This window comes from Paracoccus aminophilus JCM 7686, from assembly GCF_000444995.1.
Classification (GTDB): domain Bacteria; phylum Pseudomonadota; class Alphaproteobacteria; order Rhodobacterales; family Rhodobacteraceae; genus Paracoccus; species Paracoccus aminophilus.
Map to the genome: position 1 here is coordinate 1,592,072 of NC_022041.1, position 14,847 is coordinate 1,606,918.

12 protein-coding genes are annotated in these 14,847 nt (G+C 64.3%); 11 read left to right on the top strand and 1 reads right to left on the bottom strand.

Translation table 11 applies throughout. The features are described 5' to 3' along the window. The first annotated feature begins 73 nt into the window (after window positions 1-73). Together eda and JCM7686_RS07950 are read left to right on the top strand one after the other, a co-directional pair. Window positions 74-718: a bifunctional 4-hydroxy-2-oxoglutarate aldolase/2-dehydro-3-deoxy-phosphogluconate aldolase gene (gene eda, locus JCM7686_RS07945; RefSeq protein WP_041527724.1), complete on the top strand. Its 645-nt coding sequence runs from the start codon at window positions 74-76 to the stop codon at window positions 716-718. Between the two features lie 10 nt (window positions 719-728). Beyond that, window positions 729-1,958: an MFS transporter gene (locus JCM7686_RS07950; RefSeq protein WP_407946437.1), complete on the top strand. Its 1,230-nt coding sequence runs from the start codon at window positions 729-731 to the stop codon at window positions 1,956-1,958. Between the two features lie 64 nt (window positions 1,959-2,022). Here the strand turns inward: JCM7686_RS07950 and xseA are convergent, their stop codons facing one another. Continuing rightward, window positions 2,023-3,603, bottom strand: a complete 1,581-nt coding sequence (gene xseA, locus JCM7686_RS07955; protein WP_020950342.1) for an exodeoxyribonuclease VII large subunit — start codon at window positions 3,601-3,603, stop codon at window positions 2,023-2,025. 73 nt (window positions 3,604-3,676) lie between these two features. Here xseA and purD point away from each other — a divergent pair, with 73 nt between their 5' ends. The 9 genes from purD (at window position 3,677) to JCM7686_RS08000 (ending at window position 14,834) form a co-directional block, all read left to right on the top strand. Continuing rightward, the gene (gene purD / locus JCM7686_RS07960; RefSeq protein WP_041527212.1) at window positions 3,677-4,939 is read left to right on the top strand and encodes a phosphoribosylamine--glycine ligase; all 1,263 of its coding nucleotides are present in this window, start codon (window positions 3,677-3,679) and stop codon (window positions 4,937-4,939) included. A 213-nt stretch (window positions 4,940-5,152) separates the two neighbouring features. After that, window positions 5,153-6,715, top strand: coding sequence for a 2-isopropylmalate synthase (locus tag JCM7686_RS07965; RefSeq protein ID WP_041527213.1), 1,563 nt, complete (start codon window positions 5,153-5,155; stop codon window positions 6,713-6,715). Between the two features lie 248 nt (window positions 6,716-6,963). Continuing rightward, window positions 6,964-7,998, top strand: coding sequence for a rod shape-determining protein (locus JCM7686_RS07970; protein ID WP_041527214.1), 1,035 nt, complete (start codon window positions 6,964-6,966; stop codon window positions 7,996-7,998). 9 nt (window positions 7,999-8,007) lie between these two features. Then, complete coding sequence (gene mreC / locus JCM7686_RS07975; RefSeq protein ID WP_020950345.1) at window positions 8,008-8,934, top strand: rod shape-determining protein MreC; 927 nt, start codon at window positions 8,008-8,010, stop codon at window positions 8,932-8,934. Continuing rightward, a complete protein-coding gene (locus JCM7686_RS07980) occupies window positions 8,927-9,463 on the top strand; it encodes a hypothetical protein (protein ID WP_020950346.1) in 537 nt (178 codons plus the stop codon). The genes mreC and JCM7686_RS07980 overlap by 8 nt, the downstream gene beginning before the upstream one ends. A 3-nt stretch (window positions 9,464-9,466) precedes the next feature. Then, on the top strand, window positions 9,467-11,410 hold the full coding sequence (gene mrdA, locus JCM7686_RS07985; RefSeq protein WP_020950347.1) for a penicillin-binding protein 2: 1,944 nt from the start codon (window positions 9,467-9,469) through the stop codon (window positions 11,408-11,410). Window position 11,411: 1 nt separating this feature from the next. Next, window positions 11,412-12,551 (top strand): rod shape-determining protein RodA, encoded by a 1,140-nt coding sequence (gene rodA, locus JCM7686_RS07990; protein WP_020950348.1) that lies wholly within the window; start codon window positions 11,412-11,414, stop codon window positions 12,549-12,551. 15 nt (window positions 12,552-12,566) lie between these two features. Further along, a complete protein-coding gene (locus JCM7686_RS07995; RefSeq protein ID WP_020950349.1) occupies window positions 12,567-13,487 on the top strand; it encodes a 2-hydroxyacid dehydrogenase in 921 nt (306 codons plus the stop codon). A 150-nt stretch (window positions 13,488-13,637) separates the two neighbouring features. After that, on the top strand, window positions 13,638-14,834 hold the full coding sequence (locus JCM7686_RS08000; RefSeq protein WP_020950350.1) for a multidrug effflux MFS transporter: 1,197 nt from the start codon (window positions 13,638-13,640) through the stop codon (window positions 14,832-14,834). The last annotated feature ends 13 nt before the right edge of the window (window positions 14,835-14,847 follow it).

The following is a 14,847-nucleotide window of genomic DNA, read 5'->3' on the forward strand; positions in this document are numbered from 1 at the left end:
CACGGCTTGCGACTTTGGTCAGAAAGGCGCAGGTTTGCGCCATATTCCCCCTGATGCCAAGGCGTTGAGCACGATGACCCCGCAAGACCAATCCGCCCTGAACCGCAAACTCTGTCAGATCGCGCCGGTCATTCCGGTTCTGGTGGTCAGCGATGCCGCGCGGGCCGAAGGGCTGGCGCAGGCGCTGGTCGCGGGCGGCCTGCCGGTTCTTGAGGTGACGCTGCGCACCCCCGCCGCGCTCGATGTCATCCGCGAGATGGCCAAGGTTGCGGGTGGGTATGTCGGCGCGGGCACGGTGATCACGCCCGATGATGTGAAGCGCGCGAAAGATGCCGGGGCAAGCTTTGCGGTTTCGCCCGGCGCGACCGAAAAGCTCATCCGCGCCTGCGAAGAGGTCGAGCTGCCGCTTCTGCCGGGCGCGGCCACCGCCTCTGAAGCGATGCTGCTGCTTGAGGCGGGCTACACCATGGGCAAATTCTTCCCGGCAGAAGCCGCGGGCGGGGTCAAGGCGCTGAAATCGCTTGGCGGTCCGCTGCCGCAGCTCAGCTTCTGCCCGACCGGAGGGATCACGCTGGAAAGCGCGCCCTCTTATCTCGCTCTGCCGAATGTCGTCTGCGTCGGCGGCAGCTGGATTGCGCCGGATGCCGATGTCGCGGATGCGAATTGGGAAGCGATCCGGGCGCGTGCCGCGACGGCGGCGGGGCTGGTTCGTGGCTGAGAAAGACCGCGTGGCTGGCGTGGATCCGGCCCTTGATCCGGGCGTGAACCTTGGCCGAGCCAAGCGTAATCTGGTGGTGCTGGGGCTGGCGCAGGCGATCCTCGGCTCGCAGATGTCGATGAATTTCGTGGTCAGCGGGCTGGCGGGACAGATGCTAAGCCCGAACCCTTGCATTGCCACCCTGCCCCTGTCGATGATCGTTCTGGGCTCGGCTTTGTCTGCGCGTCCGCTTGCGGGCTTCATGGCACGTCACGGACGGCGGGCGGGCTTTTTGCTGTCGTGCCTTGCCGGTGCGCTTGGTGCGGCTGTGGCCTTCCTTGGGCTGCAACTCGGCTCGTTCTGGCTCTTGACGGCAGGTGGGCTTCTGACCGGGATCTATATGTCGGCGCAGGGGTTTTACCGCTTTGCCGCGACCGATACCGCGCCGCCCGAGTTTCAGGGCAAGGCGATTTCCATGGTCATGGCGGCGGGCCTCGTCTCGGCCTTGCTCGGGCCCTATCTGGTGCGCCACACCACCGAGGCGCTGCCGGTGCCCTTCATGGCGACCTATGCCGCAATCGTCGTTCTGAACCTGATCGGGCCCTTCCTTTTCGCCTTTCTCGATATTCCGAAACAGCCGGGGGGCGGGAAAGCCGCGCGCGGCGGCCGTTCCCTCAAGGAGCTGATCCGCACCCCCGAGATTGCGGTTGCCATGATCTGCGCGACCGTCACTTATGCGCTGATGAACCTTGTGATGACCTCGACGCCTTTGGCGGTGGTCGGTTGCGGGTTTCAGACCTCGGATGCGGCGAATATCGTCTCGACCCATGTGCTGGCGATGTTCGTGCCCTCTTTCTTCACGGGCTTTCTGATCGCGCGTTTCGGCGCGACCCGGATCGTGACTTTGGGGCTGGTCATTCTGGCCGGAGCCGGCGCGGTGGCGCTTTCGGGCGTGGCGCTTGGGCAGTTCTACCTGACGCTGATCCTGCTCGGGCTCGGCTGGAACTTCGGCTATATCGGCGCGACCACAATGCTGACACGCGCACAGCGCCCCGAAGAGCGGGCGCGTCTGCAAGGGCTCAATGACAGCGTGGTCTTTGGCGGGGTGTTTCTGGCCTCGCTCTCCTCGGGCGGGCTGATGAACTGCCTGGGCGGCGATCCCCGCACTGGCTGGAATGCGGTCAATCTGGCGATGCTGCCGTTCCTGGTTCTGGCGGGCGGCGCGCTCATCTGGCTGATGCTGCGCCCGAAGGAGGATTGAGAAAAGGCTGGGGGCGCTGCCCCCGGCCCTGCGGGCCTCCCCCGGGATATTTTCGCATGAAAGATCAGAAGAGCGATTGTTGCCCGTCGCTTTTCTTTTTGCGCGGTTTGGCAGGTGCGGGCTCGGGCGGGCTTGCCGGTTGGGCAGGCAGACGGCCATCGTGGAATTCGATCTCGAAGGCGGGGGTTTGACGGGCGGTCTCGACGCTTGTGAGGAGGCCCTTCGGGCCGTGGACGACCGCAAAGCCGCGCTTGAGGGTTTCGCGGTAGCCGAGCGTTTGGCGGAGCCGGTCGAGCCGGTCGAGTCTTTCGCGTCTGGGCTGCAAGCTGCGCGTCATGGCAGCGTCAAGGCGGGTGGTGAGCTTTTCGAATGTGTCGCGGTTGCGGGTGAGGCCTCGGCTGGCTTCGCCGAGCAGGCGGGCGCGGCTGTTGGTCAGGCTTTGGCCGAGGCGCTGGATGCGTTCTTGCCGCAGTGTGAGGCCGCGTTTCGTCGCGGGGGCGAGCTTTTGGGTGAGAGCTGCGAGGCGTTGGGTGCCGCTGCGGGTGAAGCTGCGCAAGAGCGCCACCGGTAGGCCAAGTGCATTCAACCGCTCGCGCCGGGTGCGGGTGAATTGCCGCAAAGCCGGTTCCAGCCTTCCGGCAAAGAGGTCGAAGCGCTGGCGTGCGGGATCGGTCAGGCTTTGCGGGCGGCCAAGCGCACGAGAGAGATCGCGCAGACGCTGGCCGGGATGCTCGATTCGGGCACGGGCGGCGCGGCCCATGCGTGAGTGCATCTCGCCCAGACGCAAGGCCAGATCGGCGCGCACCGGCACGGCGATTTCGGCGGCGGCGGTCGGCGTTGGCGCGCGGCGATCGGAAGCGTAGTCAATCAACGTCGTGTCGGTTTCGTGGCCCACCGCTGAGATCAGCGGGATCTGGCTTTCGGCAGCGGCACGCACCACCGATTCCTCGTTGAAGCCCCAAAGGTCCTCCAAGCTGCCGCCCCCGCGCGCCACGATGATCAGATCGGGGCGCGGGATCGGACCGCCCTTTTCCAGCGCATTGAGCCCCCGGATCGCCGCCGTCACCTGCGGCGCGCAATCCTGCCCCTGCACCGCCACCGGCCAAAGCAGCACGCGGCTGGGGAAGCGGTCGCGCAGGCGGTGGAGGATGTCGCGGATCACCGCGCCCGAGGGCGAGGTCACGACCGCGATCACCTCGGGCAGATAGGGCAGCGGGCGCTTGCGGCTCTCGTCGAAAAGCCCTTCGGCGGCGAGCGCCTTCTTGCGCTTTTCGAGCATCATCATCAGCGCGCCCGCCCCTGCGGGTTCGATCTGATCGACGATCATCTGGTATTTGGACTGGCCCGGGAAGGTGGTGAGCTTGCCGGTCGCGATAACCTCGAGCCCTTCTTCGGGCCGGGTGATGAGCCGTGCCGCCTGCCCTTTCCAGGTCACGGCATTGAGGACCGAGCGGTCATCCTTGAGGTCGAAGTAAAGATGGCCCGAGGCGGGACGCGAGACGCGCCCGACCTCGCCCCGCACACGGACGCGGCCGAATTGATCCTCGATCGAGCGCTTCACCGCGCCCGAGATTTCCGAGACGGTGAACTCATGCGCATTCGAGGCGGTCTCGGTGTTTTCCGGCTCGTCGTCAAAGAGCTCCATCTTATCCTCGCAAGGCTTGTTCCGTCAGGGCGCTCAGACTAGAACGCGGGCGAGCAAGAAGGAAGGGCTGCGCATGAATATCCTGATCCTCGGCAGTGGCGGGCGCGAACATGCGCTGGCTTGGGCCATCCGCCAGAACCCGAAATGCGACCGTCTGTTCGTCGCGCCGGGCAATGCTGGGATCGAAGGCGTCGCGCGCTGCGTCAATCTGGACATTCTCTCGGGCGCGGATGTGATCCGCTTCTGCGAGGAAGCCGCGGTCGACTTCGTCGTGGTCGGCCCTGAGGCGCCTTTGGCGGCTGGCGTGGCCGATGCCTTGCGTGAGGCCGATATTCTGGTCTTTGGCCCCTCGCAGGCGGCGGCGCAGCTCGAAGCCTCGAAAGCCTTCACCAAAGAGGTCTGCGACGCTTGCGCCGCGCCGACCGCCGCTTGGGCACGCTTTGCCGAGGCAGAGCCTGCCCGCGCCTATATCCGCGAAAAGGGCGCGCCGATTGTCGTCAAGGCCGATGGGCTGGCGGCGGGCAAAGGCGTCACCGTCGCTCTGACCGAGGCCGAGGCGATTGCCGCGATTGATGACGCGTTCGGCGGGGCTTTTGGCGCGGCTGGGGCCGAGGTCGTGATCGAGGAGTTCATGGAGGGCGAAGAGGCCAGCTTCTTCGTTTTGTCCGATGGCACCGATTGCCTACCGATTGGCACGGCTCAGGACCATAAGCGCGTCGGCGACGGTGATACCGGGCCGAATACTGGCGGCATGGGCGCCTATTCGCCCGCGCCGGTGCTGACGCCTGCGCTGCAAGAGCAGGTCATGGCGCGGATCGTGCGCCCGACGGTTGCGGAAATGGCGCGGCGCGGCACACCCTTCCAAGGGGTGCTTTACGTCGGTCTGATGATCAAGGACGGCGAGGCGCGTCTGGTCGAATATAACGTCCGCTTCGGCGATCCCGAATGTCAGGTGCTGATGATGCGTCTGGGCGCGCAGGCGCTCGATCTGCTTCATGCCTGCGCCGAGGGCCGTCTGGCCGATGCCCGCGTCAACTGGGCCGACGATCATGCGTTGAGCGTGGTTCTGGCCGCGAACGGCTATCCCGGCGCTTACGAGAAAGGCACGGTCATTCGCGGGCTTGCGGGCCTTGCCGACGACAGCCACAACAAGGTCTTTCACGCAGGCACCGCAGAGAAGGATGGCCAGATCATCGCGACTGGCGGTCGGGTTCTGGCCGCGACCGCGCGCGGCGCGACCCTGCAAGAAGCCCATGACCTCGCCTATGCTCTGGCGCACTCGATCGACTGGCCGGAAGGATTTTATCGCCGCGATATCGGTTGGCGGGCGCTTTAGGCCTTTTCATCCCCCTCGCCCGGACATATTAATTCGCCCATGACACGGACACGCCCCATATTCCCGGCCCAGAACGCGCAAATCGGCGCGCGCTTCGCCGTGAGCCTCCGTGGTCTCCTTCTTCTTACGCTTCACTGAGCGGGTCTCCGGGCCACCGCTCAGGATGGGATGCGCCCGGTTCAAGACCACCCCAGCGTAAGAAAGAATGAGCAAATGTCCGACAAGAACCGTGTAGTTATTTTCGACACCACCCTGCGCGATGGCGAGCAATCGCCGGGCGCGACCATGACCTTCGCCGAGAAGATGGAAATCGCCCAGATGCTGGACGAGATGGGCGTCGATATCATCGAGGCCGGTTTCCCCATTGCCTCGGAAGGCGATTTTGCCGCCGTCTCGGAAATCGCGCGCAATGCCAAGACCTCGGTCATCTGCGGTCTGGCCCGTGCCCAGATCCCGGATATCGACCGTTGCTGGGAGGCGGTGAAACACGCTCGCCGCCCGCGCATCCACACCTTTATCGGCACCTCGCCTCTGCACCGCGCCATTCCCAATCTGGACATGGACCAGATGGCCGAGCGCATCGAGCAGACCGTGACCCATGCCCGCAATCTGTGCGACAACGTCCAATGGTCGGCGATGGATGCCACCCGGACCGAGCATGATTATCTCTGCCGTGTGGTCGAAATCGCAATCAAATGCGGCGCCTCGACCATCAATATCCCCGATACCGTCGGCTATACCGCGCCGCGCGAAAGCGCCGATCTGATCCGCATGTTGCTGGAACGGGTGCCGGGCGCCGATACCGTGACTTTCGCGACCCATTGCCACAACGATCTGGGCATGGCGACGGCGAACTCTCTGGCGGCGGTCGAGGCCGGTGCGCGCCAGATCGAATGCACGATCAACGGTCTGGGCGAGCGCGCGGGCAATACCGCTTTGGAGGAGGTCGTCATGGCGCTGAAAGTGCGTCACGACATCATGCCCTTCACGACCGGCATCGACACCACCAAGATCATGGGTCTGTCGCGGCGCGTGGCGCAGGCCTCGGGCTTCCCGGTCCAGTTCAACAAGGCGATCGTCGGCAAGAACGCTTTCTTGCATGAATCGGGCATCCATCAGGACGGCGTGCTGAAAAACGTCGAGACCTTCGAGATCATGCGCCCGGCAGATATCGGCCTCAACGAAGCCAATATCGCCATGGGCAAGCACTCGGGCCGCGCCGCCTTGCGCGCCAAGCTGAAAGATCTGGGCTATGAGGTCGGGGACAACCAGCTGAAGGACATCTTCGTCCGCTTCAAGACGCTGGCCGACCGCAAGAAAGAGATCTTCGACGAGGATCTGGTTGCCTTGATGCAGGACAGCGCCGCGAATACCGAGGCGGATCACCTGCAGGTCAAGCATCTGCGCGTGATCTGCGGCTCGGATGGGCAATCGGCCGATCTGGTGCTGGTCGTCGACGGCGTCGAGAAATCGGTTCATGCCGAGGGCGACGGTCCGGTTGATGCCTGCTTCAAAGCCGTGCAAGAGATCTTCCCGCATCAGGCGAAACTGCAGCTCTATCAGGTCCATGCCGTGACCGAGGGCACCGATGCGCAGGCCACCGTTTCCGTCCGGCTGGAGGAGGAAGGCCGCATCGTCAACGGTCAAGCCGCCGATACGGATACGATTTTGGCCAGCGTCAAAGCCTATGTCGGCGCGCTGAACCACCTGATCCAGCGCCGCGCCAAGACCGGCAAGGATGCGGATACCAAAGAAATCAGCATGTATTCGCATTAAGCGAAACATCTGACGCAAAATCGAGGCGCGCGGACCGGCTTTGCCGCGCGTCTTTCGCTTTCACCGGCACCGGGCAATATGTCGCAGCGGCGAAAGTCGCCGATGCTCTTGCCTTGGTGTTAAAAATAGGTTTCCGAGCGTCACTTGGGGCCTTATATGAAGCCTGCCGTAGCGCGACAGACGAATCTGCGTGCGGCAGGGGCGCAATGGGCAGACCGGCATCCACCGGCGCGAAAGGAATACAGGACATGGCATTCGGCGGTTTGTTTTCGACCGATATCGCAATCGACCTCGGCACTGCGAACACGCTGGTCTATGTCAAGGGCAAGGGCATCATCCTGAACGAGCCCTCGGTGGTCGCGTTCCACGTCAAGGACGGCAAGAAGCAAGTGCTGGCCGTCGGTGAAGACGCGAAGTTGATGCTTGGCCGCACCCCCGGCTCGATCGAGGCGATCCGCCCGATGCGCGAAGGCGTCATCGCGGATTTCGACTCCGCCGAGGAAATGATCAAGCATTTCATCAAGAAGGTCTTCAAACGCACGACCTTTTCGAAGCCGAAAGTCATCGTCTGCGTGCCGCATGGCGCGACCCCGGTTGAAAAGCGCGCGATCCGTCAGTCGGTTCTCTCGGCTGGCGCGCGCAAAGCGGGCCTGATCGCTGAACCGATTGCCGCCGCGATTGGCGCCGGCATGCCGATCACCGATCCCACCGGCTCGATGGTGGTCGATATCGGCGGCGGCACGACCGAGGTCGCGGTGCTCTCGCTTGGTGACGTGGTTTATGCGCGCTCTGTCCGCATCGGCGGCGACCGCATGGACGAGTCGATCATCAACTATCTGCGCCGCAGCCATAACCTTCTGATCGGCGAATCCACCGCCGAGCGCGTCAAGACCCAGATCGGCACGGCGCGGATGCCCGACGACGGACGCGGTGCCGCCATGATGGTGCGCGGTCGCGACCTGTTGAACGGCATCCCGAAAGAGATGGAAATCACCCAAGCGATGGTTGCTGAAGCCTTGGCCGAGCCGGTTCAGCAGATCTGCGAAGCGGTGATGGTCGCGCTGGAAGCGACGCCCCCCGATCTCGGCGCCGATATCGTTGACCGCGGCGTCATGCTGACCGGCGGCGGCGCGATGCTGGGCGATCTCGATCTGGCGCTCCGCGAGCAGACCGGGCTTTCGATCACCTTGGCCGATCAGGCCATGAGCTGCGTTGCCCTTGGCACCGGCAAGGCACTGGAGTTTGAAAAACAGCTCCGTCACGTCATCGACTACGACAGCTAAGGTGCCCCCGTGGCGCGCAAGGGCCCTGATTTTGCCACTCCGGTCCGGCGCGTCCTGATTTCGCTGCTGGTTCTCGTTCTGCTGAGCGCATTCCTGTTCTGGCGGATCGACGGTCCGCGGGCCGAGCGAATGCGCTCGGCTTTCGTTGATCGCTTCGTGCCGGGCTTCGACTGGGCCTTGGCGCCAATGACGAAGCTCTCGAATATGGTGTCGAGCTATCAATCTTACGCCCGGCTCTATGATCAGAACAAAGAGCTGCGCCGCGAGCTGCAGAAAATGTCCGCCTGGAAAGAGGCGGCGGTTCAGCTTGAGCAGGAAAATGCCAAGCTTCTTGCCCAGAACAACGTCCGGCTTGACCCTGCACTGACCTCGGTTTCGGGCGTGGTGATGACCGACAGCGGCTCGGCCTTCCGCCAGTCGGTGCTGCTCAATGTCGGGCTGCGCGACGGGATTGTCGATGGCTGGGCGACCATGGACGGGTTGGGCCTTGTCGGCCGCATCTCGGGCGTTGGCGAGACGACGAGCCGGGTCATCCTGCTCACCGATCCCTCCTCGCGCATTCCGGTGCTGATCCAGCCTTCGGGCCAGCACGCGCTGCTCAGCGGCGACAACACGCCCTTGCCCTATCTCGAATTCATCGAAAGCCCGGAGAATGTCCGGCCGGGAGACCGGGTGACCAGTTCGGGCGACGGCGGGGTCTTTCCGCCGGGCCTACTGGTCGGTCAGGTCGCCTTGGCCTCGGACGGGCGGTTGCGCGTGCGCATGGCCGCCGATTATGGCCGCCTCGAATTCCTGCGCGTGTTGCGCAGCCATTCCGCCGAGCAGCTTGCCGATTCGGGCCTCTTGATCCCGCCGCCGATCCCCGAATTCGTCGGGCCTCAGATGCCGCCGGGCTTCACTCCGCCGACCAAGCGCGGAAAAGCGCGCCATGATTGACCGGATGCGCCACCGCCGCTACGTCGGCATGGTGCTCTATGCGCTGGTGATGCTGGTCTTTCTGCTGCTCCGGCTGTTGCCGCTTGCGCCGGGCAAGGTGCCATGGCCGGGCGCGGATCTCTCGCTTTGCCTGACGCTGGTCTGGGTGCTGCGCCGTCCCGAACAGGTGCCGGTCCTGCTGATCGCCACGGTCTTTTTTATCGAGGATCTGCTGTTGCTGCGCCCGCTTGGCCTGTGGACCGCGATTGTCATTCTTGGCACCGAGGCTGCACGCATTCGTGAGCCCCGTTGGCGCGAATTGCCGTTTATGATTGAATGGTTGCGCGTCGCACTTCTGATTGCCCTGATGACCCTTGGCTATCGCATCGCATTGGCCATTTTCTTCGTTCCGATGCCCGCCTTGGGGCAGGTGATCCTGCAATATCTGGCGACGATCATCGCTTATCCGGTGCTTGTCGTGGCGGCGCGCTGGCTGCTCGGTCTTTCGCGTGTGGATTACATCGAGGCCGAAATCATGAGGCAACGTTAAGCGATGAGAAAATCGCCCAAAGATATCGTCGAGAGCACGCGCAGCATTTCGCGCCGTGCGCTTTTGCTGGGCTCGGTGCAGGTCGCGGCGGTGGCGGCCTTGGGGTTGCGGCTGCGCTCGATGCAGCTCGACCATGCCGATCAATACCGGATGCTCTCGGACGGCAACTCGATCAAGATGCGGCTTTTGCCGCCGACGCGCGGCCTGATCCTCGACCGCAATGGCATGGTCATCGCGGGCAATGAGCAGAATTACCGCGTCACGATCACGCGCGAGGAAGCCGGCGATGTCACCGCCGTCATGGGCAAGCTGCGCCAGATCATCCCGCTCTCGGACACCCAGACCGCGACGCTGATGACTGAGATCGACAAGCGCAGCGCCATCACCCCGGTCAGCGTGGCCGATCGCCTGAGCTGGGACGAATTCGCCTCGATCGCGGTCAATGCGCCCTCGCTGCCCGGCGTTTCGCCGGAATCCGGCCTGTCGCGGATTTATCCCCGCGCCGAAGATTTCGCCCATATTCTGGGCTATGTCGGCCCGGTTTCGGACTACGACCTCGCCAAGATCGAAAACCCCGATCCGGTGCTGCGCCTGCCCGAGTTCCAGCTTGGCAAGGTCGGGGTCGAGGCAAAGCTCGAGGATGATCTGCGCGGCAAGGCCGGGGCCCGGCGCATCGAGGTCAATTCCGCCGGGCGCGAGATGCGCGAGCTCTCGCGTCAGGAGGGCCAACAGGGCTCGACCGTCCAGCTGACCATCGACTCGGCGCTGCAAAACTTCGCGACCCAGCGCTTGGGGACGGAAAGTGCCGCCGCCGTGGTCATTGATGTCACCAATGGCGATCTGGTCGCCATGGCCTCGGCGCCGTCCTTCGACCCCAATATGTTCGTGCGCGGAATTTCCTCGGCCGATTACTCGGCGCTGATGAACCACGACCACCGCCCGCTTGCCGACAAGACCGTGCAAGGCGTCTATCCGCCCGGTTCGACCTATAAGATGGTCTCGCTTTTGGCCGGGCTTGAGGCCGGGGTCATCAACGGCGGCAGCCATTTCTATTGTCCGGGCTATATTCAGGTCGCGGGCCGCAAGTTTCACTGCTGGAGCCGCGGCGGACATGGTTCGGTCTCGCCGACCCAGAGCCTCGAGAAATCCTGCGACGTCTTCTATTACGAGCTGGCCCAGCAGCTTGGCATCGACCGCATGTCGGCGATGGCGCGCCGTCTGGGCGTCGGCATCCGCCACGATCTGCCGATGTCCGCGGTGGCCGAAGGCATTGCGCCCGACCGCGACTGGAAAAAGAAGCGCTACAAGCAGGAATGGCAGATCGGCGATTCGATCAACGCGAGCATCGGTCAGGGCTATGTTCTGGCCTCGCCGCTGCAATTGGCCGTGATGACCGCGCGCGTCGCCACCGGCAAGGTCGTCGAGCCGCGTCTGGTGCGCTCGCTCGACGGCGTCCAGATCCCGACGCCGGAATTCGAAAGCCTCGGCATCCCGGAACCGGCCCTGCGCATTGCCCGCGCGGGTATGGATGCGGTGGTCAATGGTGCCTCGGGGACCGGCGCGAAATCCAAGATCGTCGCGCCGCAATGGCGGATGGCGGGGAAATCGGGCACGTCTCAGGTCCGCAACATCACCGCGGCCGAGCGCGCCCGCGGCGTTATCCGCAACGAGCAACTGCCGTGGAACCGCCGCGACCATGCGCTCTTTGTCTGCTTCGCGCCCTTCGACAATCCGAAATATGCGGTCTCGGTCGTGGTCGAGCATGGGATGGGCGGCTCGACCGCTGCCGCGCCGATTGCCCGCGACATCCTGCTGTTTGCACTGGCGGGCGGCTTGCCGCCGCTGACGGCCTATCCCGAAAGCCAGCGCGGCAACATCGACGCAACCTTCAAATCGCTCAAGCTCGCGCCCACCGTGGTGGCACAGGCCGGGCGCGCGAGAGCGTGAGATGAGCTATCTCGACTATAAATCCGAGCAGACGCCGACCGGGCTGAAGAAGATCCTTTACCTGAATTGGCCGCTGGTCTTTCTGCTGACCGCGATTTCCTGCACCGGCTTTCTCATGCTCTATTCGGTCGCGGGCGGCCGGGTCGAGGTTTGGGCGCAGCCGCAGATGTATCGCTTCGCCGTCGGCATGGTGGCGATGATCGGGCTGGCTTTCGTGCCGATCTGGTTCTGGCGCTCGATCTCGGTCGTGGCCTATCTGATCTGCGTGCTGCTGCTCGTCGCGGTGGATTTCATCGGCTATGTCGGTATGGGCGCGCAGCGCTGGCTCGATCTTGGCCCGATCAAGCTGCAACCCTCGGAAATCACCAAGATCGCGCTCGTGCTGATGCTCGCGGCCTATTACGACTGGCTGCCGCTGGAAAAGGTCTCGCGCCCGCTTTGGGTGCTGATCCCGGTCGTGCTGATCCTCTTGCCGACGGGTCTTGTGCTTGAACAGCCCGATCTTGGCACCGGGCTCATGCTGATCATGGGTGGCGGCATCGTCATGCTGATCGCAGGCGTGAGCCTGTGGTATTTCGGGGCGGTCATCGCGATTGTCGCCGGGCTCGTCTTTGGCGTCCTGCACACGCGCGGCACCGAATGGCAGCCGTTGCACGACTATCAATATCGCCGCATCGACACCTTCCTTGACCCCGGGGCCGATCCTTTGGGCGCGGGCTATAACATCATGCAGGCGCAGATCGCGCTTGGCTCGGGCGGCTGGTCGGGACGCGGCTTCATGCAGGGCACGCAATCGCGGCTGAACTTCCTGCCCGAAAAGCACACCGACTTCATCTTCACCACGCTGGCCGAGGAATTCGGCTTTGTCGGGGCGATGTCGCTTCTCGTGCTTTATGCGTTGGTTCTGGGCTTTTGCACCTATTCGGCTTTGACCAATCGAGACCGGTTCGCCAGCCTGATGACCTTTGGCATCTCGGGCACATTTTTCCTTTATTTTCTGGTGAATATGGGCATGGTCATGGGGCTGATGCCGGTCGTGGGCGCGCCCTTGCCGATGGTGAGCTATGGCGGCACGCAGCTGATGATCCTTCTGATGGCCTTTGGCATGGTGCAATCCGCCCATGTCCACCGGCCGCGCTAGACCGGGACCTGCCGCATGAAAGTTCTCTTCGCCGCCCCGTCCAAGGATTGGGCCAGTTGGCAGCCCGCGCTTGAGGCCGCCTGCCCCGAGATCGAGCTTCACCGCGACGGCGATCCGGCAAGCTTTGATGCGCTGATCTATGCGCCGGGCTATCCCGAAAATGGCGAGATCCTCGACTTCACGCCCTTCACCCGGGCGCGCGTCGTGCAAAGCCTCTGGGCCGGGGTCGAGCGGATCGTGACCAATCCGACCCTGACCCAGCCGCTCTGCCGGATGGTCGATCCGGGGCTTGAACGCGGCATGACCGAATATTGTCTGGGCTGGGTCATGCGCGCCCATCTCGGCATGGATCTCTATGCGCAGGACGGGATTTGGCGCGGCAAGACCTGCCCGCCGCTCGCGACCAGCCGCCGGGTCACCATTCTCGGCATGGGCGAGCTTGGACGCGGCCTTGCCGCCGCCCTTCGCCCGCTTGGCTTTCGGGTGGCGGGCTGGTCGGTCTCTGGCCGCCCGGTCGAGGGGATCGAGACTTTCGCCGAGGCCGATCTGCCCGCGGCCTTGGCACGCGCGGAAATCCTTGTCGCGCTTTTGCCCGATACGCCGGGCACGCGCGGGCTTTTGAACCGCGAGACGTTGGCGCTGCTGCCCGAGGGCGCTTGGTTGGTGAATGCCGGGCGCGGCACGCTCTTCGACGAGGCCGATCTTCTGGCCGCGCTCGATGCGGGGCGTCCGGGCCATGCCGTGCTCGATGTCTTCTCGGCCGAGCCACTCGCCCCCGACCATCCGTTCTGGTCCCATCCGCGCGTCACCGTCACCCCGCATATCGCGGCGGCGACCCGGCCCGAGACGGCCGCGCTGATCGCCGCCGACAATCTGCGCCGCGCCATGCGGGGCGAGCCTTTGCGCTTTCTGGTCGATCGCACCCGCGGCTATTGAGGCCGCCCGTCAGCAATCCCGTTTGCCGCTTCAGGCGGTGGGTTGTGGTATTTGTCGATTTCTGCTAATCGTGCGCGCCAGCCGAACGCAAGCTCGGGTCCGCGCCTTTGTCGCGGTGCCTCCCATACAATTTGAAACCGGATCTTTCCGATGCAAGCCAGCATGTTCCGCATGGCCCTGCTTTTGGGCCTGCTCTCCGCCGTCGGTCCCTTTGCGATCGACATGTATCTGCCCGCCTTGCCCCAGATCGCCCATGATCTGGGCGCGAGCGACGCTCGGGCGCAACAAACTCTTTCGATCTATTTCCTCGTCTTCGGCGTCGCCCAGATGATCTATGGCCCGATGGCCGATGCCATTGGGCGCCGCAAACCGCTGCTGATCGGGGTCGGACTGTTTCTGGTCGCTTCGCTTGCGGCGACGCTTGCCCAGGACATGACCACGCTGATCATCGCCCGCGCCTTCCAGGCTTTGGGTGCTGCGACCCTGATGGTCGTGCCGCGTGCGATTGTGCGCGACAGCGCCACCGGCACCGATGCGACCCGAATGATGGCCGCGATCATGATCGTGATCTCGATCTCGCCGATGCTGGCGCCGATGTTCGGTTCGGGCGTCATGGCCTTCGCGGGCTGGCGCTCGATCTTCGGCTGCCTTGCCGCCGCCTCTGTTATCGCGCTTTTGCTGATCCTCTTCGTTCTGCCCGAAACGCAGGACCCGAAAGATCGCCAGCCGGTCCGGCTCGACGCGATGCTTGCGGGCATGAAGACACTTCTGCAATCGCGCCGCTTCATGGGGCTCTCGATGATCGGTGGCTTTGCCATGGCGAGCTTCTTCGTCTATCTCGCCGCCGCGCCCTTCGTCTACACCGGCCAATATGAGCTGAGCCCGACCGGCTTCTCCGTGGTCTTCGCGATCAATGCGATCGGCTTTTTCGCCGCCTCGCAATTCGCGGGCCGTCTGGGCGAGCTGCTGGGGATGGAGCGGCTGATCGCCTATGGCGTCACCGGCTTCCTGATCGCTACGGCCCTGCTCACGCTGGTCGTCTGGGCAGGCTTCCAATCGCTGCCGCTGATCGTGGCCGGGCTTTTCATCGCCAATGCCTTCCTTGGCGTGGTGATGCCGACCGCGATGGTGCTCTCGCTCGACCCCCATCCCCAGATCGCGGGGCTCGCCTCGTCGCTTGGCGGGACGCTGCAAATGCTGACCGGCTCGGCGATGATCGCGCTTTGCGGCGGGCTGTTCAGCAAGGGCGCGATTGGCATGGTCGGCGCCATTCTGATCTGCGCGGCACTGGCTTGGGTCTCGGCCGTGCTCGCCCTGCCACGTCTGCGCTTGGCCTTGCGCGCCTGACGCGCCCTGACCT